The sequence below is a fragment of the Chromobacterium sp. S0633 genome (genome assembly GCF_024158805.1).
Taxonomy (GTDB): domain Bacteria; phylum Pseudomonadota; class Gammaproteobacteria; order Burkholderiales; family Chromobacteriaceae; genus Chromobacterium.
Genome location: NZ_JAMZGH010000027.1, coordinates 38,518 through 57,063, shown reverse-complemented (window position 1 = coordinate 57,063; position 18,546 = coordinate 38,518). Strand labels below are relative to the sequence as shown.

The 18,546-nt window shown below is 64.5% G+C and carries 19 protein-coding genes; 12 read left to right on the top strand and 7 right to left on the bottom strand.

Annotated features, from left to right (window positions below):
• Window positions 1-82: 82 nt before the first annotated feature.
• Entirely contained in the window at window positions 83-3,028 is a 2,946-nt protein-coding gene (locus tag NK214_RS16515) for an Rne/Rng family ribonuclease (RefSeq protein ID WP_253315013.1), read from the bottom strand.
• A 522-nt stretch (window positions 3,029-3,550) separates the two neighbouring features.
• Here NK214_RS16515 and NK214_RS16510 point away from each other — a divergent pair.
• The 8 genes from NK214_RS16510 (at window position 3,551) to NK214_RS16475 (ending at window position 9,609) form a co-directional block, all read left to right on the top strand.
• A complete protein-coding gene (locus NK214_RS16510; protein WP_107799842.1) occupies window positions 3,551-4,486 on the top strand; it encodes an RluA family pseudouridine synthase in 936 nt (311 codons plus the stop codon).
• Between the two features lies 1 nt (window position 4,487).
• Window positions 4,488-5,147 (top strand): HAD-IA family hydrolase, encoded by a 660-nt coding sequence (locus tag NK214_RS16505; protein ID WP_253315012.1) that lies wholly within the window; start codon window positions 4,488-4,490, stop codon window positions 5,145-5,147.
• Window positions 5,123-5,485: a Rieske 2Fe-2S domain-containing protein gene (locus NK214_RS16500; protein WP_235087601.1), complete on the top strand. Its 363-nt coding sequence runs from the start codon at window positions 5,123-5,125 to the stop codon at window positions 5,483-5,485. Before NK214_RS16505 ends, NK214_RS16500 begins: the two co-directional genes overlap by 25 nt.
• A 41-nt stretch (window positions 5,486-5,526) precedes the next feature.
• Window positions 5,527-6,468, top strand: a complete 942-nt coding sequence (locus NK214_RS16495; protein WP_107799845.1) for a S49 family peptidase — start codon at window positions 5,527-5,529, stop codon at window positions 6,466-6,468.
• Window positions 6,469-6,487: 19 nt separating this feature from the next.
• Window positions 6,488-7,324 carry a flagellar motor protein MotD gene (motD, locus tag NK214_RS16490; protein ID WP_019101524.1) on the top strand — a complete coding sequence of 279 codons (837 nt, stop codon included), beginning with the start codon at window positions 6,488-6,490 and terminating at the stop codon, window positions 7,322-7,324.
• A 28-nt stretch (window positions 7,325-7,352) separates the two neighbouring features.
• A complete protein-coding gene (locus tag NK214_RS16485) occupies window positions 7,353-7,943 on the top strand; it encodes a malonic semialdehyde reductase (RefSeq protein ID WP_235087599.1) in 591 nt (196 codons plus the stop codon).
• A gap of 57 nt (window positions 7,944-8,000) precedes the next feature.
• Entirely contained in the window at window positions 8,001-9,029 is a 1,029-nt protein-coding gene (locus NK214_RS16480) for a quinone-dependent dihydroorotate dehydrogenase (RefSeq protein ID WP_227104168.1), read from the top strand.
• Between the two features lie 112 nt (window positions 9,030-9,141).
• Entirely contained in the window at window positions 9,142-9,609 is a 468-nt protein-coding gene (locus NK214_RS16475) for a glycine zipper 2TM domain-containing protein (protein WP_048415794.1), read from the top strand.
• Window positions 9,610-9,730: 121 nt separating this feature from the next.
• Here the strand turns inward: NK214_RS16475 and NK214_RS16470 are convergent, their stop codons facing one another.
• Genes NK214_RS16470 through fur form a run of 3 tightly spaced genes read right to left on the bottom strand, consistent with a single transcriptional unit; the run spans window position 9,731 to window position 11,578 of the window.
• Window positions 9,731-10,468, bottom strand: coding sequence for an arginyltransferase (locus tag NK214_RS16470; protein ID WP_107799849.1), 738 nt, complete (start codon window positions 10,466-10,468; stop codon window positions 9,731-9,733).
• On the bottom strand, window positions 10,455-11,156 hold the full coding sequence (gene aat / locus NK214_RS16465) for a leucyl/phenylalanyl-tRNA--protein transferase (protein ID WP_253315011.1): 702 nt from the start codon (window positions 11,154-11,156) through the stop codon (window positions 10,455-10,457). Before aat ends, NK214_RS16470 begins: the two co-directional genes overlap by 14 nt.
• A complete protein-coding gene (gene fur, locus NK214_RS16460) occupies window positions 11,153-11,578 on the bottom strand; it encodes a ferric iron uptake transcriptional regulator (RefSeq protein WP_019101530.1) in 426 nt (141 codons plus the stop codon). Before fur ends, aat begins: the two co-directional genes overlap by 4 nt.
• A gap of 144 nt (window positions 11,579-11,722) precedes the next feature.
• On the opposite strand from fur, the gene NK214_RS16455 reads away from it, so the two are divergent.
• The 4 genes from NK214_RS16455 to NK214_RS16440 are packed head-to-tail and all read left to right on the top strand — an operon-like array spanning window position 11,723 to window position 14,647.
• The gene (locus tag NK214_RS16455; protein WP_233246701.1) at window positions 11,723-12,055 is read left to right on the top strand and encodes an outer membrane protein assembly factor BamE; all 333 of its coding nucleotides are present in this window, start codon (window positions 11,723-11,725) and stop codon (window positions 12,053-12,055) included.
• Window positions 12,052-12,864 (top strand): 4-hydroxy-tetrahydrodipicolinate reductase, encoded by an 813-nt coding sequence (gene dapB / locus NK214_RS16450; protein WP_235087591.1) that lies wholly within the window; start codon window positions 12,052-12,054, stop codon window positions 12,862-12,864. Before NK214_RS16455 ends, dapB begins: the two co-directional genes overlap by 4 nt.
• 36 nt (window positions 12,865-12,900) lie before the next feature.
• Complete coding sequence (locus tag NK214_RS16445) at window positions 12,901-13,875, top strand: iron ABC transporter permease (RefSeq protein WP_107799853.1); 975 nt, start codon at window positions 12,901-12,903, stop codon at window positions 13,873-13,875.
• On the top strand, window positions 13,868-14,647 hold the full coding sequence (locus NK214_RS16440) for an ABC transporter ATP-binding protein (RefSeq protein WP_253315010.1): 780 nt from the start codon (window positions 13,868-13,870) through the stop codon (window positions 14,645-14,647). The genes NK214_RS16445 and NK214_RS16440 overlap by 8 nt, the downstream gene beginning before the upstream one ends.
• Before the next feature lie 4 nt (window positions 14,648-14,651).
• Here NK214_RS16440 and folE read toward each other — a convergent pair whose 3' ends face one another.
• The 3 genes from folE to NK214_RS16425 all read right to left on the bottom strand — a co-directional run bounded on the left by folE (window position 14,652) and on the right by NK214_RS16425 (window position 18,475).
• Window positions 14,652-15,290, bottom strand: coding sequence for a GTP cyclohydrolase I FolE (folE, locus tag NK214_RS16435; RefSeq protein ID WP_107799855.1), 639 nt, complete (start codon window positions 15,288-15,290; stop codon window positions 14,652-14,654).
• A gap of 228 nt (window positions 15,291-15,518) precedes the next feature.
• Window positions 15,519-17,033 (bottom strand): SpoVR family protein, encoded by a 1,515-nt coding sequence (locus NK214_RS16430; RefSeq protein WP_107799856.1) that lies wholly within the window; start codon window positions 17,031-17,033, stop codon window positions 15,519-15,521.
• A 158-nt stretch (window positions 17,034-17,191) separates the two neighbouring features.
• Entirely contained in the window at window positions 17,192-18,475 is a 1,284-nt protein-coding gene (locus tag NK214_RS16425; RefSeq protein ID WP_107799857.1) for a YeaH/YhbH family protein, read from the bottom strand.
• Window positions 18,476-18,546 lie beyond the last annotated feature (71 nt).

Below are 18,546 nucleotides of genomic sequence, written 5' to 3'. Positions count from 1 at the left end.
GAGAGGGGTATATTAACCAAACCCCTGAGCGGCGTCAACACCCGGAGCGCTAAATAGCAGCGCTCCGGGCCTCAGACTACGTTCAAGGATTGCGGGTTTCCACCTGCACCAGGTCAGCCGGAGCGGCGCCCTGCTGAGCCTGACGAGTCACGTCGCGACGACGCGGCCCCGCCGGCAATACCGGCTCCTGCGCCGCGGGCGCCTCGACTACCGACTTGGTGGACACCATGACCAAGCCGCCCAGGCTTGCCGGCTCCGCCGCGGCAACGGCGCGGGTCTCAACCACGGCCGGCGCCTCGACTGCCGGCTCGACCGGATCGGCCTGTTCCGGCTCGCTCTGCGCAGCGGCAACTTCCGGCGCAGGCGCGGGTTCCGCCGCGACAAACGCCTCGACAGCCTCCAGCACCGAAACCACTTCAACCGCCGGAGCCGCCTCAAACACCGGAGCCGCTTCCACGACCGGGGCCAGCTCAATCGCCGGAGCCGCGTCAACCGCCGGCTGTTCCAGCTCAACCGCCGCAACAGGCTCGAACGCTTCCCGCGCCGGCTGGACCGCTTCGACTGCCGCGGACTCAACCGCCGCCGCTTCCTCACGCTGCTCAGCCGCTGCCGCCGGCGCTTCAGCCGGCGCCTCGGCCACCGCCTCGACGACGGCTTCCACCGCTACCGCGCCGACAACGGCCGCGGCTGCGATCGGCGCCGCTTCCGCCGCCGGCAGGGCAAGACCCTCTTCCTGCGGCGCTGCGGCCGGATCATCGCGACGACGGTCGCGACGGCTGCGACGACGACGACGCTCATTGCGCTCCTGCTGCTCGGCGTCGCCTTCGGCGCGAGCCTCGTCGACAACCGGCTTGCTCAGCTCCAAAGCCTGCTCTTCCGCCTGCGGCGCCTGACGACGACGCGGCTCCTGCTGCGGACGCTCCTGCTTCTCCAGCTTTTCCGGACGCTCCTGCGGCGCTTCCTCGCGCGCCGGCTGTTGACGCTGCGCGTCCTTCAGCTCGCGCGGTTCGCGGCCTTCGCGAGTCTCGCGACCGTTGTCGCGCTCGCGGCGGCGGCCGTTGCGCGGCTGCTCGCCGCGCTCCTGGCGCTCCTCGCGTTGCGGCTGCTCTTTGCGCTCCGGACGCTCCTGGCGTTCCTGACGCTCGCCGTCCTGGCGCTCGCCGCGTTCGGCGCGCTCCGGACGACGCGGCTTCTCATCGGAACCTTGACGACGCTGCTCGTGTTCGCGACGCGCCTGACCGCCCGGACGGCGGTCGCCGTTGCGCTGGCGGTTGCCGCGTTGCTGAGACTGGGCCGCCGGCTTTTTCTTCTCGGCCGGCTGAGCCGCTTGCTCCGGCTCGGCGAACAGGCTCTTGACCCAAGCGCCCAGCTTGCCGAACAGACCCGGCTCCGGCTCGGCCACCTTGGCCGCCACCGTCGGCGCCGGCTGCTGAGGCGTAATGCCCTTGACCGCGGCTTCCTGACGCTCCAGCTTCGGCTTTTCATGGCCGAAGTTGGTGATCACGTCTTCTTCCTGCACTTCCACCCGCTTGTAGCTCGGCGCTTCGCCAGCTTCGGCCAGGTCGTCGTGGCGCACGCGCACGATCTTGTAATGCGGGGTTTCCAGATGGATGTTCGGGATCAGCACCACGTCCACGTCCAGACGCTCTTCGATCGAATGGATCTCGGAACGCTTTTCGTTGAGCAGGAAGGTGGCCACGTCCACCGGCACCTGCGCGTGAACCGCGCCGGTGTTTTCCTTCATCGCCTCTTCCTGAATGATGCGCAGGATGTGCAGCGCGGAGGACTCGGTGCCGCGGATGAAACCGATGCCGTGACAGCGCGGGCAGGTCTCATGACTGGTCTCGCCCAGGCTGGGCTGCAGACGCTGACGCGACAATTCCAGCAGGCCGAAACGGGACAGCTTGCCCATTTGGACGCGAGCGCGGTCGTGCTTGAGCACGTCGCGCAGGCGGTTTTCCACGTCGCGCTGGTTCTTGGCGCTTTCCATGTCGATGAAGTCGATCACCACCAGGCCGCCCAGGTCGCGCAAGCGCAGTTGGCGGGCGATTTCCTCGGCCGCCTCCAGGTTGGTCTTGACCGCGGTGTCTTCGATGTCGGCGCCCTTGGTGGCGCGCGCGGAGTTGACGTCGATGGACACCAGCGCTTCGGTGTGGTCGATCACGATGGCGCCGCCGGACGGCAGCTGCACGCTGCGCGCGAAGGCGGTTTCGATCTGGTGTTCGATCTGGAAACGGGAGAACAGCGGCACATGATCCTTGTACAGCTTCACACGCGACAGCATGTTGGGCATCACATGGCTCATGAACTGACGGGCCTGATCGTAGATTTCCTCGGTGTCGATCAGCACTTCGCCGATGTCCGGATGGAAGTAATCGCGGATCGCGCGGATCACCAGGCTGCCTTCCTGCAGAATCAGGAACGGCGCGTTCTGAGCGCCGGCCGCGCCTTCAATCGCGCGCCACAGCTGCATCAGGTAACCCAGATCCCACTGCAGTTCTTCCAGATTGCGGCCGATGCCGGCGGTACGGGCGATCAGGCTCATGCCGTGCGGCACTTCCAGCTGAGACAAGAGGTCCTTCAGCTCCTGACGCTCCTCGCCCTCGATGCGGCGCGATACGCCGCCGCCGCGCGGGTTGTTGGGCATCAGCACCAGATAACGACCGGCCAGGCTGATATAGGTGGTCAGCGCGGCGCCTTTGTTGCCGCGCTCGTCCTTCTCCACCTGCACGATGACTTCCATGCCTTCGCGCAGCACATCCTGAATGCGCGGACGGCCGCCGTCATAGCCCTGGAAATAGGAACGGGACACCTCTTTGAACGGCAGGAAGCCGTGGCGTTCGGTGCCGTAATCGACAAAACAAGCCTCAAGGGAGGGCTCGATACGGGTAATCACACCCTTATAGATATTCCCCTTGCGCTGCTCCTTGCCTACAGTCTCGATATCGAGGTCGACGAGCTTTTGTCCGTCGACGATAGCAACGCGCAGCTCTTCAGCTTGCGTTGCGTTGAACAACATGCGTTTCATTTACATTCCTTGCGCGGCACTCACGCAAGGGATGCAGCCAGTATTTGACGGCCCAGTGACTATTGATGGGCGCTTTCCGAAAGAAGTGTCGATGTAAAGATCGAAAAAAACAGTTTTGACAAGCCTACTTCCTGAAAATCGATCACACGCAGACCTGACTCATGTGCGCAATTGGCGCTCCGGGATCGCCGGCCTGCCTCAAAGGGCAGGACATACAGTGCAGGGGGGCTAGCATGCCGGGTCAAACTTCGCTGCAAAATTTCCTGACTGGCTTAGCATCAGGAAATGGAATACTCGTGAGTGCGTTATGCGTACAAATGCATTACCATCGCTGCTTTTCGGTGAGCGAGTTAACCTTGGCTGCAAACGTCGCGAGCGGCATCAGGTCAGGGTCTGTAAATCCCTGCCGGCCGTCTCTAACCTCTTGCAGCAGCGCCACGCAACATGCCGTGACCTTGGCTTGACATTTCGCCGTCATCTTGGTGCAACACACCTTGGGACAGCGCCAGAAGTATAAGCAATATGACAGACATTCGCAAAGATTCCGTCTCCTTCGTCCAAGTGGACGACGGCGACGCCGGCCAACGCATCGACAACTACCTGGTGCGTTTGCTCAAGGGCGTGCCCAAGAGCCACATCTACCGCATCCTGCGCTCCGGCGAGGTGAGGGTGAACAAGGGCCGCATCGACGCCGCCTACCGCGTGCAGGCGGGCGACGAGCTGCGCATTCCGCCCATACGCGTGGCCGAGCGCGCGGAAAAGAACGTGCCGGCCGCCACCTTCCCGGTGGTGTACGAAGACAACGCGCTGCTGGTGATAGACAAACCGGCCGGCGTGGCGGTGCACGGCGGCAGCGGCGTGTCCTTCGGCGTGATCGAACAACTGCGCCAGGCGCATCCGGACTGGCGCTATCTTGAGCTGGTGCACCGGCTGGACCGCGAAACCTCCGGCCTCCTGATGCTGGCCAAGAAGCGCTCGGCGCTGACCAAGCTGCACGACATGATGCGCGCCAATGTGCCGGACAAGCGCTATCTGGCGCTGGGCCTAGGCCAGTGGCCGGACGACGCGCGCCAGGTCAAACTGCCGCTGTTCAAGTTCCACACCCCGGACGGCGAGCGCCGCGTGAAAGTCAGCGACGCCGAAAACGGCCAGTACGCGCACACCAATTTCGCGGTCAAGGAACGTTTTGCCGAGTTCACGCTGGTGGAAGCCCACCTGCGCACCGGCCGCACCCACCAGATCCGCGTGCACATGCAGGCCAACGGCTGCGCGATCGCCGGCGACGAGAAATACGGCGACTTCGCGCTGAACAAGGAACTGGCCAAACGCGGCCTGAAACGCATGTTCCTGCACGCGCGCAGCCTGTCCCTGCCCCATCCGCTGACCGGCGAGCCGCTGAAACTGGAAGCGCCGCTGCCGCCGGAGCTGGAGCGCTTCCTGAAAAGCCTGAGGTCTTGAGATGAACACTCGCTTCGATCTGGTCGTTTTCGACTGGGACGGCACCCTGATGGACTCCACCGCTCACATCAGCCAGTCCATCCAGCAGGCTTGCGCCGACCTGTCCCTGCCCGTCCCCAGCCGCGAGCAGGCCAGCCACGTCATCGGCCTGCGCCTGGCCGAGGCGCTGCAACAGGCCTGTCCAGCCGCCGCCCCGGAGCAACTGCCGCGGCTGACCGAAGCCTTCCGCCATCACTATCACGCCAATCAGCACCAAGTGACGCTGTTCGACGGCGCCGTGGACTGCCTGAACGCCATCGCCGCCAGCGGCGTTTTCCTGGCGGTGGCCACCGGCAACAGCCGCGCCGGCCTCAACCGCTTGCTGGAGCAGACCGGGCTCGGCCCGCTGTTCCACGCCACCCGCACCGTGGACGAATGCCATTCCAAGCCTCATCCGGACATGCTGTTGTCGCTGACCGAGATGCTGGGCGCGGACCCGCGCCGCACGCTGATGATAGGCGACACCAGCCACGACCTGCTGATGGCCGGCAACGCCGGCTGCCACAGCGTAGGCGTCGGCTTCGGTGCCCACGACAGCGAGCATCTGGAAAGCTGCGGACCGCTGGCCTTGTTCCATTCCTACCCCGAGCTGCAGACATGGCTGCTGCCGAAACTCGGATAATCTGCGCCGCGGCCGAGCTGCAGGACGGCGGCCGCGCCTGGCGCTTCGAGATCGCACAGGCGGACGGCGCCCCGCCGCTGCCCGCCTTCGCCGTGCGCTACCGCGGCAAGGTCTACGCCTACGTCAACGCCTGCCGCCACATTCCGGTGGAACTGGATTTGCGCGACGGCGAAGTCTTCGACCTCAGCGGCCATTATCTGGTGTGCAGCATGCACGGCGCCTGCTACGAAGCGCACACCGGCTATTGCGTCTCCGGCCCCTGCCGCGGCCAGCGACTGATCGCCGTGCCCGTCTTCGAACAGGACGGCAACATCTGCATCAATGTCATGCCGTCGTGAACTTTGCTAGACTCCTGGAATTATTCAGGGAGCACCCACACATGAGCGACACCTCCAACCATTGGGAACGCCAATTGCTGGAAAAACTGGCCAGCGCCGCGTTGGTGGAACAACGCCGCGCCCGCCAGTGGAAAATTTTCTTCCGCATGATCTGGCTGATCATCATCGGCTTCATCCTGTTCAGCCTGTTCATGCGCAACGAGGACAAGGCCACCGCCGGCATCGTCGGCTCCGGGCACACCGCCGTCATCACGCTGGAAGGCGTGATCGACAGCCAGAGCGACACCGCCAACAAGCTGAGCCAGGCCCTGACCGACGCCTACGGCGACAAGAGCACCAAGGGCATCATCATCGACGCCAACAGCCCGGGCGGCAGCCCGGCGCTGTCCGGCATGGCCTATGACGAAATCCGCCGCCAGAAGAAGCTGCACCCGTCGGTGCCGGTTTACGTAGTGGTCAGCGAGGTCTGCGCGTCCGGCTGCTATTACATCGCCTCCGCCGCCGACAAGATCTTCGTCGACAAGGCCAGCATCATCGGCTCCATCGGCGTATTGTCCGACGGCTTCGGCTTCACCGGCGCCATGGAAAAACTGGGCGTGGACCGCCGCCTGCGCACCTCCGGCGAGAACAAGGCGATGGGCGACCCCTTCTCCCCGGTCAACCCCAAGCAAGAAGCCATCCGCCAGCAATTGCTGGACGACATCCACCAGCAATTCATCGCGGCGGTCCAGGCTGGCCGCGGCCAGCGCCTGGCCAAGGACCCGCAACTGTTCTCCGGCATGGTGTGGCTGGGCGACAAGAGCATCCCGCTGGGCCTGGCCGACGGCCTGGGCACGGTGCGCTCGGTGGCGCGCGACGTGATCAAGGCGGAGAAAACCGTCGACTATACTCAGCAAGACGATCTGTCCAGCCGCGTGGCGCGCAAGATCGGCGTGGAGTTCGCCGGCGGCGTGAAGAGTCTGTTCGACACCAAGCTGTTCTGACCAACCGGCAAGGCACACCATGGCGCGCAGAAGAAAACGACAGGAAGAAGAACACGAGAACCATGAACGTTGGCTGGTTTCCTACGCCGACTTCATCACCCTGCTGTTCGCTTTCTTCGTGGTGATGTACGCGATCTCCTCGGTCAACGAGGGCAAGTACCGCGTGCTCTCCTCCGCCATCGTGGACGCCTTCCGCTCCGGCTCCACCATCAGCGTCAACACCACCCCGCCCAGCGGCGGGGCCAACACCATGATAGAGATCCCCGAGACCAAACCCATCGCCAAGGCGGTCAAGGGAGAACACCAGGCCGAGAAAAAAGCCAACACCGGCTCCGCCCAGGGCGACGAAAAAACCCGGCTCGCCAACCTGACCCAGGATCTGGCCAAAGTGATGGACCCGCTGGTCAAGAGCGGCCAGGTCACCATCACCCACAGCAGCAAGGGCGTCACCATCGACATCCGCGACACCGCGCTCTTCCCCACCGGACAGGCGCAGCCCAACGAACAGTCGCGCCAGCTGATGGCCAATATGGCGCTGCAGCTGGCCAAGGTGGACAATCCGATCCGGGTGGAAGGCTTCACCGACACCGTGCCCATCCGCAATTCCTACTTCCCGTCCAACTGGGAACTGTCCGCCTCGCGCGCCGGCAGCGTGGTGCGCCTGTTCCAGGAAAACGGCATCAAGCCGGAACGGCTGGTGGCGGTGGGCCGAGGCGCCAACCTGCCGGTGGGCGACAACGCCACCGCCGACGGCCGCGCCAGCAACCGCCGCGTCGCCATCACCGTGCTGGCGAGCGGGCTGAGCGACGCCGAAGTGCTGTCGCCGCAAGACGCATCCATGGCCAATGGCCGCTAACACCCCTGTTTCTCAAGAGGAGCACGATATGAGCACCCCGATTCATCATTCCGCGCTGGAACAGCTGTTCCTCAACGCCCGCACCCACAGCCACTGGCAGGACCGCCCGGTCAGCGCCGAAACGCTGCACCAGCTGTTCGACCTGCTGAAAATGGCGCCCACCAGCGCCAACTGCTCGCCGGCGCGCTTCATCTTCGTGCAAAGCGACGCCGCCAAGGCCAAGCTCAAGCCCTGCCTGGCCGAAGGCAACGTCGAAAAAACCATGGCCGCGCCGGTCTGCGTGATCGTGGCCCAGGACATGCGCTTCTACGAGCACCTGCCCAAGCTCTACCCGCACGCCGACGCCAGAAGCTGGTTCGAAGGCAACGACGCGGCGATCCAGGCCACCGCCTCGCGCAACAGCAGCCTGCAAGGCGGCTACCTGTTGCTGGCCGCACGCTCGCTGGGGCTGGACTGCGGTCCGATGTCCGGCTTCGACAACGCCGCGGTGGACCAGGCCTTCTTCCCGGACGGCCGCTTCAAATCCAACTTCCTGGTCAACCTGGGCTACGGCGCAGCGGACAAGCTCTACCCGCGCTCGCCGCGCTTCGAGTTTGACGACGCCTGCCAGATTCTTTAATCCCCCCGCCCGATGCCCGGTTATAATGCCGGGCATTTTGCTGCCTGGAGAAACAAGATGCTCTATTCGCTTCTGCGCCCGCTGCTGTTCCGCTTTGACGCAGAGACCGCCCACGAACAGACGCTGGCCATGCTGGACCAGGCGCACAAGCTGCGCCTGAGCACGCTGACCTGCCACAGCGCCGCGCGCAAGCCGGTGCAAGCCATGGGCCTGACCTTCCCCAACGCAGTGGGACTCGCCGCCGGGCTGGACAAGAATGGAGCGCATATCGACGCCTTGGCCGCGCTGGGTTTCGGCTTCATCGAAATCGGCACCGTCACCCCGCGGCCCCAGCCGGGCAATCCCAAGCCGCGGCTGTTCCGCCTGCCGGAGCACCAGGCCATCATCAACCGCATGGGCTTCAACAATCTGGGCGTGGACACCCTGCTGGACAATGTCCGCCGCTGCAAATTCCAGGGCGTGCTCGGCATCAATATCGGCAAGAACGCCGCCACCCCGATAGAAAACGCCGCCGACGACTACCTGGCCTGCCTGGACAAGGTCTACGCCTACGCCAGCTATGTCGCCGTCAACATTTCCTCGCCCAACACCAAGAACCTGCGCCAGTTGCAGGAGGGCGACGAACTGGGCCGCCTGTTGGCGCAATTGAAGCAGCGCCAGCAGGCGCTGGCCGACAAGCACGGCCGCCACGTGCCGCTGGCGCTGAAGATCGCGCCGGATCTGGACGACGATCAGATCGTCGCCATCGCCCGCCTGCTGACCGAACACCGCATCGACGGCGTCATCGCCACCAACACCACGCTCTCTCGCGAGGCGGTGGCCGGCCACCCGTTGGCGGAGCAGGCCGGCGGCCTGTCCGGCGCGCCGGTCAAAGACCGTTCCACAACAGTTATTCGCAAATTAGCCAAGGAACTTGACGGCGCTCTGCCTATCATAGGAGTTGGCGGCATCCTGTCCGGGCGGGACGCCGTGGAAAAACTGGACGCCGGCGCCAGCCTGGTGCAAGTCTACAGCGGCCTGATCTACCGAGGCCCGGCGCTGGTGGCCGAATGCGCGAATGCGATCGCAGCGCGCGCCAAACCCTGAACAACAGCACGCGCGGCCGCGCACGGGCCCTCCCTCAGGAAGCCCGGCGACAGGCCCGCGGCGACCATCCCGGGGCAAACCGGCTCGCTTATATAACATGGGACTCACTCATATGAACGCAAAACAACTGATTCGTCTTTCCGCCGTCGCGCTGCTGAGCGCCGGCGTGCTCACCGGCTGCGCCACCTCCGACTCCGCCGCCGTCTACTCCAAAGGCCAGATGCGCCAGGCGCAGACCGTGCAGCTGGGCACCGTGGTGTCGGTGCAGAACGTGAAAATGGAAGGCAGCAATAATGAGCTGCTGACTCTGGGCGGCGCCGCGCTGGGCGGCCTGGCCGGCAGCAATATCGGCGGCGGCAAGGGCCAGATCGCCGGCGGCATCGTAGGCGCGCTGGCCGGCGGCTTCGGCGCCCAGGCCGCTCAACGCGGCCTGAGCAAGAACGCGCTGGAAATCACCGTCAAGCTGGATGGTTCCGGCCGCATGATCTCCATCGTGCAGGAAGCCGACATTCCGTTCTCCGCCAACCAGCGCGTGCGCGTGCTGACCGGCGGCGGCAACGACCGCGTGGTGCCGTTCTAAGCATCCGCTCAAGGCCCGCCGTCGCACGTCTTCGACTCGCAGGCCTTGAACAGGCTCTGACGCGGACCGCGTCAGCAATGAAAAAGCCGGCGCTCGCGCCGGCTTTTTCATTGGGTGCCGCTCACTCGTCCCGCGGCCTGGACAGCTCCACCCAACGCCCGTCCATCAAGGCCTGCAGGGGCTGATACATCGCCTTGTAGGACATCTTCTGGCATTCGCGTATCCAATAGCCCAGATACAGGTGCGGCAGCCCCAGCCGCCGCGTCAGCTCCGCCTGCCACAACACATTGAACACGCCCAGGCTGGATTTGGCGTCTTCCGGATCGTAAAAGGTGTACACCGCGGACAGGCCGTCGGCCAGGCGGTCGATCAGACTGACCATCTTCAATTCGCCGTCCAGGCGGAACTCCGCCAGCATGCTGTCCACCCCGCTTTTCAGGATGAACTCCGAATACTGCTGCGGATCGTCGTCCGACATGCCGCCGCCGGCGTGCCGCGACTGCTGATACCAGCGGTACAGCGCATAGTGTTCGGCGTCGAACTCCAGCGGCAGCAGGCGCACCTGCATCGCCTCCAGCCGCCGCGCCACCTTGCGCTGAGTGCGGCTGGGCGCGAAGCGCTCCACCGGAATCCGCACCGGCACGCAAGCCTGGCAACTGTCGCAATACGGCCGGTAGGTATACAGGCCGCTGCGGCGGAAGCCCAGCTTCACCAACTGGCTGTAAACCTCGCCATCGATCGCCTCCGCCGGGATCGCCACCTGCGAACGCGCCTGACGCCCGGCCAGATAACTGCAGGGATAGGGCGCGGTGGCGTAGAAATGGATGGCCACTGTCGGGCCGGGATCACGATGGCTCATTGGTATACCGGTAGTTCCACATCGCGGCGGGCTGCGCCCGTCGGGCATTCTCTTTCAGAGTAGCAAGAAATGTCTGACGCGAAACCAACTTGGCGCCCAAGCTCTGCAAATGGCGGGTGTGCATCTGACAATCTATCATCGTCACCCCCTGCGTCCGCAAATGGCGCACCATGTGGATGAAAGCCAGCTTGGACGCGTTGCTGCGCCGGGAAAACATGGATTCGCCGTAGAACATCAAGCCCAGGCCGATGCCGTACAGACCGCCGACCAGCTCGCCGTCCATCCAGGTCTCGAAAGAATGCGCGTAGCCCAGCCGGTGCAGACGGCAATAGGCGTCCACCATCTCCGGCACGATCCAGGTGCCCTGCTGCTGGGTTCTGGGTGCGGCGCAGGCCGATATCACCTCGCGAAACGCAGTGTCCACGCGGATTTCATAAGGTTGGTTGCGCAGCACTTTGTCCATGGAACGGCTGACTTTGAGCTCGTCCGGACTCAGCACCATGCGCGGCGCCGGCGACCACCACAGAATGGGCTCGCCTTCGGAAAACCAGGGGAAAATACCTTGGGAGTAAGCAGCCAGGATGCGCTGCGGGGACAAATCGCCTCCGGCGGCCAGCAAACCATTGGGTTCGCGCAGAGCCAGCCGCACCGGAGGGAAGACCGGCTCAGGACCGAGCCAGGGAATCATGCCTTCTTGGCGTTAAGGCAGTCCGGGCACTCGCCGTACATGTACAGCGCGTGATCGACGATGCGGAAACCATGCTGCTCGGCGATGCGGTCTTGCAAAGCCTCGATCTCCGGATCGAAGAACTCGACCACCTTGCCGCAGCTGACGCACACCATGTGATCGTGATGACCGCCCTGGTTCAGCTCGTACACCGCTTTGCCGGTTTCGAAATGGTGGCGCACCAGAATGCCCGCCTGCTCGAACTGCGTCAGCACGCGGTAAATGGTGGCAAGGCCGATGTCGATATTTTCCGCGAGCAGCTTGCGGTAGACATCTTCCGCCGACATGTGGCCGGCGTGCTCCTCCTCGAACAGATCGAGGATTTTCAAACGCGGGCCGGTGGCCTTGAGGCCGATATCTTTAAGGTGACTGGCTTTGCTCATCGTGATATAAAGTGGGTCGATTTCAGATCATGATAAAGCCTTTTCACGGCTTTGCCTAATTACCGCCTCATAACTTTTAGGTCACGGAGTATCATGCGCGCCCTGATTTTTGTCGCCGTCCTTGCCCTCTCCGGCTGCAGCTCAATGAACCCTCTGAACTGGCTCAGCCCGCACAAGATGGAAATCCAGCAGGGCAATTATGTCACAGAGGATGCCGTCGCCAAACTTAAACCGGGCATGACGCGCTCGCAAGTGCGTTTCCTGTTGGGTTCTCCGCTACTGGCCGACGCGTTTCACGCCAATCGCTGGGATTACACCTATAGCGACATCAAGCAGGGCAAGCTGGATAAAAACAGCAACCGCCTGTTGACCGTCCACTTCAACGGCGACGTGCTGGAGCGCGTGGAAGGCCAGGCGCAGCCGGCCGAACGCCCGCCGCTGACCGCCTCCGCGCCGGCCCAGGAAGCCAAGCCATGAGCGCCTCCCCGCTGAAACTGGTGGTGGTCGGCGCCGGCGGCCGCATGGGCAAGGCCCTGATTGAAGCGGCGCTGGCCGCGCCCGGCGTGGCGCTGCACGCCGCGGTGGACCGCCCCGGCTCGGAATTCATCGGCCAGGACGCCGGCCTGTTCATCGGCAAGCACACCGGCGTCAAGATAGGCGGCGACTTCCTCCAGGCGCTGGAAGGCGCCGACGCCGTCATCGACTTCACCCGCCCGGAAGGCACGCTGGAACACCTGGCCGCCTGCGCCGAGCGCGGCGTGCAGATGATCATCGGCACCACCGGCTTCGACGAGGCCGGCAAGGCGGCGATCCGCGCCGCCGGCGACCGGATCGGCATCGTGTTCGCCTCCAATTTCAGCGTTGGCGTCAACCTCACCTTCAAGCTGCTGGACATGGCGGCGCGAGTGCTGGACGACGGCTACGACATCGAAATCATCGAAGCCCACCACCGTCATAAAGTGGACGCGCCGTCCGGCACCGCGCTGCGCATGGGCGAAGTCATCGCCGACGCGCTGGGCCGCGACTTGAAAGAATGCGCGGTTTACGGCCGCGAAGGCGTGACCGGCGAGCGCGATCCGCACACCATAGGCTTCGCCACCGTGCGCGGCGGCGACGTGGTCGGCGATCACACCGCCTTGTTCGCCGCCATCGGCGAACGCGTGGAAATCAGCCACAAGGCCTCCAGCCGCGCCACCTTCGCCAACGGCGCGGTGCGCGCCGCGCGCTGGCTGGCCGGCAAACCGCGCGGCCTGTTCGATATGCAGGACGTGCTGGGCCTGCGCTAAGCGCCGGCGGGGAGCCTCCTCCCCGCCCCCCTTTCCATGCGCCTCTTCCCGCTGACCCTGGCCCTCGCAGCCGGCCTGATTCTCCTCTCTCTCGCCTCGCTGCTGCACGGCAGCGGCATGGACGCGTCCCGTTTGCTGGCCGGCCAGCCCTTGCCGGAACTGGAATGGCAATTGCTGTGGCAGCTGCGGCTGCCGCGCCTGCTGGCCAGCGCCAGCGCCGGCGCCTTGTTGGCCAGCGCCGGCGCGGCGGTGCAGGCGCGTTTCCGCAACCCGCTGGCCGAACCCGGCCTGATCGGCATCAACAGCGGCGCGGCGCTGGCCGCCGCCGCCGCGCTGAGCTTGGGCGCCGGCCTCTACGCGGTGTCCGCGTCCGCCTTCGCCGGCGGCCTGTTCTCCTTATTGCTGATCCGCCTGCTGGGCCAGACCCAACAAGGCGGCAGCCGGCTGATCCTCAGCGGTCTCGCCATCAGTTCCTTGCTGGGCAGCCTGCTGACCCTGCTGATCACCACCCTGCCCGACGGCTCCTTGCGCGTGGTAATTTTCTGGCTGATGGGCAGCTTCGCCAGCGTGGACTGGCCGCAAACCGTCTTGCTGTGCGCGGCCGCGCCGCTGGTCTGGCTGGCGCTGCACCGGCAATGGCGCTTTCTCAACGCGCTGCAATTGGGCGAAACCGCCGCCTTTCACCTGGGCTTTGAAGTGCGTCGCCGCGAATGGCAGGTGGTGATCCTGGCGGCCCTGGCCGCCGGCCTGGTGGTGTCCGCCTGCGGCATGATCGGTTTCATCGGCCTGATGGGCCCGCACCTGGCGCGCCAACTGGTGGGCGGCAACGCGCGACGGCTGCTGTGGATCGCGCCCATGCTGGGCGCGCTGCTGGCCATCGCCTCGGACTGGCTGGCGCGCAGCCTGCTGGCGCCCAGCGAACTGCCGGTGGGCGTGATCACCAGCCTGATAGGCGCGCCCTTCTTCCTGTGGCTGCTGCGGCAAAGCGCGGAAAAGGACGCCCATGCTTGAAGCGCGCGCCCTCAGCCTTTCCCGCCAGGGCCGCCTCTTGGTGGAGGCGGTGTCCCTGCGCGTGGCGCCGGGCGAACTCAATATCGTGCTAGGCCCCAACGGGGCCGGCAAAAGCAGCTTGCTGGGCATGCTGGCCGGTCTGCACGCGCCCAGCGCCGGCGAGGCGTGGATGGCCGGACGGCCGCTACGCGGCCAATCCGCCGCGCAACTGGCGCGCCAGCGCGCGGTGGTGGAGCAAAATCCGCTGACGCCGGCCGGCTGGAGCACGATGGAGCTGATCCAGTCCGGCGCTTATCTGCTGGGCGACGCCGGCGAGGCCTGCCGCCAGGCGCTGGAACTCACCTGCACCGCGGAGCTGGCGCAACGCCAGGCGCGCACCCTGTCCGGCGGCGAACAGCAACGCGTCCACCTGGCGCGCGCGCTGTGCCAGTTGCTAGCCTCGGCGGACGCGGAACGCTATCTATTGCTGGACGAACCCACCGCCGCGCTGGACTTCGCCATGGCCGACGCGCTGCTGGCGCAGGTGGCCCGCATCTGCCGCGAGCTGAATATCGGCGCGCTGGCCGTGGTGCACGATCTGAACCTGGCGCTGCGCCACGCCGACAATGTGCTGCTGCTGAACGAAGGACGCGCCGCCGGCTTCGGACCCACGCCCGAAATCATGCGGCGGGAAACGCTAGAGGCGGTTTACGGCGTGCGGCTGGCGGAGCTGAGCAGCCGGGAGCACGCCTTGCGCGCTTTCGTGCCCTTGCCCCACCCGCACCAAGAGTAAACGCTCAGCGGTGCGAGGCCTGCTTGCACTCGCTGAGGAAGCGCGCGCGGTCCGCCTCGCCCACTTCTCCGGCGAAGCCCTGGGTGATCACCGCCTCCGCGCCGCGCCGGTTTTCCCCCAGTTGCAAACACATCTGCTTGGCCTGGATCACACAGGCCGCGCCCTTGGCCATGCCGTGCCGCACCAGCGCGTCCGCCACTTCCTGACAAATCCATTCCTGGTAATTCAAGCGGTGCGAGATCACGTCGATCAGCCGCGCGATGCGGCCGAAGCCGTGCAGCCGTCCGCCCGGAATGTAGGCGACGTGGGCAATACCTTCGAAGGGCACCAGATGGTGCGGACACAGGCTGTGGATGGAGATATTGCTGATGATGACCATCTCGCGGGAATCGTCTTCAAAACCGCAGCCCAGCACCTCGCTCGGATCGGCGGCGTAGCCGTCCAGCAAGCGGTCGCGCCAAAACGCGCCGACACGTTCCGCGGTCCTGCCCAGATGCGGGTCGCCTTGCGGCTGAAAGCCGCAGGCGGTCAGCAAATCGGTCACCGCGCGCTCAAACGCCTCCTTGTCGAAGGGCCGCAAGCGTTCCACGCCCACCTTGGGCGCGCGCTCCGGCGCTGGATGATCGCAATGCTGGTGGTCCATATCGTCTCCCTTATGAGCGCTGGTTCAAAGTCCGCCGCGCGCCGGCGAGGCAGAGCGCGGCCGGGGCCGCCTCGCGTGAAGCGAAACAGGCTTTGCGGCGGCGACGCGCAATCGAAATAGGAATTCGAGAGCGGCCCGGAGGGAAAGTTGCATCCGCCGGCGGCATGAAAAACCCGGGGGCGACGACCGCCGGCCCCGGGTTTTCGACTATATCACAGGCCGCCGCGGCTACACGCGCGCACCATCCAGGTTGGATTTCATCTCGTAGCTCTGCTTGACGTCGCCATTGCCGTCCACGCTTTCCAGCCTCACGTCGAAGCCCCACAGCCGACACACGTGCTTGAGCACCTCGTTGGCGCTGTTGTCGTCCAGCGGCCGCCGGTTGTGCATGGTGTGGCGCAGCACCAGGCTGCGGTCGCCGCGCACATTGACCGACCACACCTGGATATTGGGCTCGCGCGAACCCAGATTGTACTGCTCGGCCAGCTTGCCGCGGATGTCGCGGTAGCCCATGTCGTCATGAATGGCGGACACCTCCAGCTTGTCGTCGTGGTCGTCGTCGCGAATCGAGAACAGGCGGAAATCGCGAATCAGCTTGGGCGACAGATACTGCGAGATAAAGCTCTCGTCCTTGAAGTTCTTCATCGCGAACTCCAGGGACTCCCGCCACGGCGTGCCGGCCAGGTCCGGGAACCAGGCACGGTCCTCGTCGGTGGGGGCTTCGCAAATGCGCTTGATGTCCTGATACATGGAGAAGCCCAGCGCGTACGGGTTGATGCCGTTGTACCAACGCGCCGTCACCGGCGGCTGGTACACCACATTGGTGTGGCTCTGCAAAAACTCCATCATGAAGCCGTCGGTGACCATGCCCTTGTCGTACAGGCGATTGAGGATGGTGTAGTGCCAGAACGTGGCCCAGCCCTCGTTCATCACCTGGGTCTGCCGCTGCGGGTAGAAATACTGCGCCACCTTGCGCACGATGCGCACCACCTCGCGCTGCCAAGGCTCCAGCAGCGGCGCGGATTTCTCGATGAAGTACAGCAGGTTTTCCTGCGGCTCCGGCGGAAAACGCGGCGGCGCCTTGTCGCTGCCGTCCTTGTCGCGCTTGGGAATGGTGCGCCACAGGTCGTTGACCTGGGTTTGCAGGTATTGCTCGCGCTCTTCCTGACGCGCCTGCTCCTTGGCCAGCGACAGCTTCTGCGGCCGCTTGTAGCGGTCCACGCCGTAATTCATCAGCGCGTGGCAACTGTCCAGCAAGTCCTCCACCGCGTCTATGCCGTAGCGCTCCTCGCACTTGGTGATATAGCTCTTGGCGAACACCAGATAGTCGATGATGGCCGAGGCGTCGGTCCAGGCGCGGAACAGGTAGTTGCCCTTGAAAAAGCTGTTGTGGCCGTAAGCGGCGTGGGCGATCACCAGCGCCTGCATCGTCATGGAGTTTTCCTCCATCAGATAGGCGATGCAGGGGTTGGAGTTGATCACAATCTCATAGGCCAGCCCCATCTGGCCGCGCTTATAGCTCTTTTCGGTGGCGACGAAATGCTTGCCGTAGCTCCAGTGATGGTAGTTGACCGGCATGCCCACCGAGGCGTAGGCATCCATCATCTGCTCGGCGGTGATGACTTCCAGCTGATTGGGATAGACATCCAGCTTGAACTCATCCACCGCGATGGTGCGTATCTGCCGGTCGTACTCGTCGACCAGGTCGAAGGTCCATTCGGACCCGGTAGAAATCGGTGTCATGTTGCTCCCCCCTTGGCAAGACCGCTCAGAACCTGTTTACGATCTGCTGCGCGTCGGCGATACGGCGTCGAAACCGAGCTCAAAATGCTCATGTACCACGTGTACATTCCGCTTTTTCGCTCGTTTCCGCCTTGTCTCGCGAGATCATAAACACGTTCTCAGGCGGTGGCGGCACGGCCATTGGCCGGCTGGCGCTTGAACAGTTCCCGGAAGACCGGGTAGATGTCGGAAGCCGAACGAATTTTCTGCATGGCGAACTGGCGGTTGCGTTCCTGCACCTTCAAGTATTCGTACCAGAGGTTTTGCGGCTCTCCTTCGGTGATCTCGATGTAGGCGAAGTACTGGCAGTAAGGCAGCAGGTCCTCCTCCATGATGCGGCCGCAGTTGGCGGAATCGCTGTCCCAGTTGTCGCCGTCGGACGCCTGAGCGGCGTAGATATTCCATTCGCTGCCGGCGTAGCGTTTCTTGACGATCTCCGCCATCAGATTGAGCGCCGAGGACACCACGGTGCCGCCGGATTCGCGCGAGTGGAAGAAATCCTCCTCGCTCACCTCCACCGCACTGGTGTGATGGCGGATGAACACCACCTCGATCTTCTCGTAATTGCGCTGCAGGAACAGGTAAAGCAGGATGAAGAAACGCTTGGCCATGTCCTTTTTCTGCTCGTCCATGGAGCCGGACACGTCCATGATGCAGAACATCACCGCCTGACTGGTGGGCTTGGGCTGCTTGACCCGGTTGTTGTAGCGCAGGTCGAACGGGTCTATCCACGGAATGCTGGCGATGCGTTCGCGCAGCCGGTGAATGCTTTGCCGTTTTTCGCGGATTTCCGAGGTGTTGTCCTCGTCATCCTCCATCAGGGTGTCGAGTTCCTCCTCCGCGTCGCCCAGCGTGGCCATGGTGGGCGCGGCCATCGCCACCCGCCGCGCCAGCGCGCCGCGCAGCGAACGCACGATATTGATGTTGGCCGGCGTGCCGTCGTTGGTGTAACCGGCGCGCACCGTCTTCATCTCCTCAATGCCCATCAGCTGGGTCTTGATCAGATTGGGCAGGGCCAGGTCGTCGAAGAACACATTCATGAACTCTTCGCGCGACAGCTGGAACACGAAATCGTCCTCGCCCTCGCCGTCCTGGCTGGCCTTGCTGCCGCCTCCGCCCCCGCCGCCCTGCGGCCGCGGCAGGCGGTCGCCCTTGACGAACTCCTCATTGCCCGGGTGCACGTTTTCCGTCATGCCGCCCTTGCCGTGATGAAACACGGGTTCGGAAATATCCTTTACCGGAATCGAGACCTTCTCCCCGCTCTCGATATCGGTAATGCTGCGCCCCTTGACCGCCTTGGCGACGGCCTCCTTGATTTGGGCCTTGAAACGGCGCAGAAACCGTTCGCGGTTGACCGCGGACTTGTTCTTGCCGTTGAGGCGCCGATCGATGATGTGGGACATAAGCACCTCGCTTTGCCTGTGCCGGCGGCGGCCGCCCGCGGGCGGCCATCGCCTGGCTTGCTGTTGTTATA

What these genes read in the sequence shown, in the direction of transcription:
- NK214_RS16470 (WP_107799849.1), bottom strand. Translation starts at nt 10,468, where the DNA reads ATGAGCCATCGTGATCCCGGCCCGACAGTGGCCATCCATTTCTACGCC.
- motD (WP_019101524.1), top strand. Translation starts at nt 6,488, where the DNA reads ATGGCGCGCAGAAGAAAACGACAGGAAGAAGAACACGAGAACCATGAA.
- NK214_RS16515 (WP_253315013.1), bottom strand. Translation starts at nt 3,028, where the DNA reads ATGAAACGCATGTTGTTCAACGCAACGCAAGCTGAAGAGCTGCGCGTT.
- dapB (WP_235087591.1), top strand. Translation starts at nt 12,052, where the DNA reads ATGAGCGCCTCCCCGCTGAAACTGGTGGTGGTCGGCGCCGGCGGCCGC.
- NK214_RS16440 (WP_253315010.1), top strand. Translation starts at nt 13,868, where the DNA reads ATGCTTGAAGCGCGCGCCCTCAGCCTTTCCCGCCAGGGCCGCCTCTTG.
- NK214_RS16430 (WP_107799856.1), bottom strand. Translation starts at nt 17,033, where the DNA reads ATGACACCGATTTCTACCGGGTCCGAATGGACCTTCGACCTGGTCGAC.
- NK214_RS16455 (WP_233246701.1), top strand. Translation starts at nt 11,723, where the DNA reads ATGAACCCTCTGAACTGGCTCAGCCCGCACAAGATGGAAATCCAGCAG.
- NK214_RS16425 (WP_107799857.1), bottom strand. Translation starts at nt 18,475, where the DNA reads ATGTCCCACATCATCGATCGGCGCCTCAACGGCAAGAACAAGTCCGCG.
- NK214_RS16485 (WP_235087599.1), top strand. Translation starts at nt 7,353, where the DNA reads ATGAGCACCCCGATTCATCATTCCGCGCTGGAACAGCTGTTCCTCAAC.
- NK214_RS16475 (WP_048415794.1), top strand. Translation starts at nt 9,142, where the DNA reads ATGAACGCAAAACAACTGATTCGTCTTTCCGCCGTCGCGCTGCTGAGC.
- fur (WP_019101530.1), bottom strand. Translation starts at nt 11,578, where the DNA reads ATGAGCAAAGCCAGTCACCTTAAAGATATCGGCCTCAAGGCCACCGGC.
- folE (WP_107799855.1), bottom strand. Translation starts at nt 15,290, where the DNA reads ATGGACCACCAGCATTGCGATCATCCAGCGCCGGAGCGCGCGCCCAAG.
- NK214_RS16480 (WP_227104168.1), top strand. Translation starts at nt 8,001, where the DNA reads ATGCTCTATTCGCTTCTGCGCCCGCTGCTGTTCCGCTTTGACGCAGAG.
- NK214_RS16505 (WP_253315012.1), top strand. Translation starts at nt 4,488, where the DNA reads ATGAACACTCGCTTCGATCTGGTCGTTTTCGACTGGGACGGCACCCTG.
- NK214_RS16510 (WP_107799842.1), top strand. Translation starts at nt 3,551, where the DNA reads ATGACAGACATTCGCAAAGATTCCGTCTCCTTCGTCCAAGTGGACGAC.
- NK214_RS16495 (WP_107799845.1), top strand. Translation starts at nt 5,527, where the DNA reads ATGAGCGACACCTCCAACCATTGGGAACGCCAATTGCTGGAAAAACTG.
- aat (WP_253315011.1), bottom strand. Translation starts at nt 11,156, where the DNA reads ATGATTCCCTGGCTCGGTCCTGAGCCGGTCTTCCCTCCGGTGCGGCTG.
- NK214_RS16500 (WP_235087601.1), top strand. Translation starts at nt 5,123, where the DNA reads ATGGCTGCTGCCGAAACTCGGATAATCTGCGCCGCGGCCGAGCTGCAG.
- NK214_RS16445 (WP_107799853.1), top strand. Translation starts at nt 12,901, where the DNA reads ATGCGCCTCTTCCCGCTGACCCTGGCCCTCGCAGCCGGCCTGATTCTC.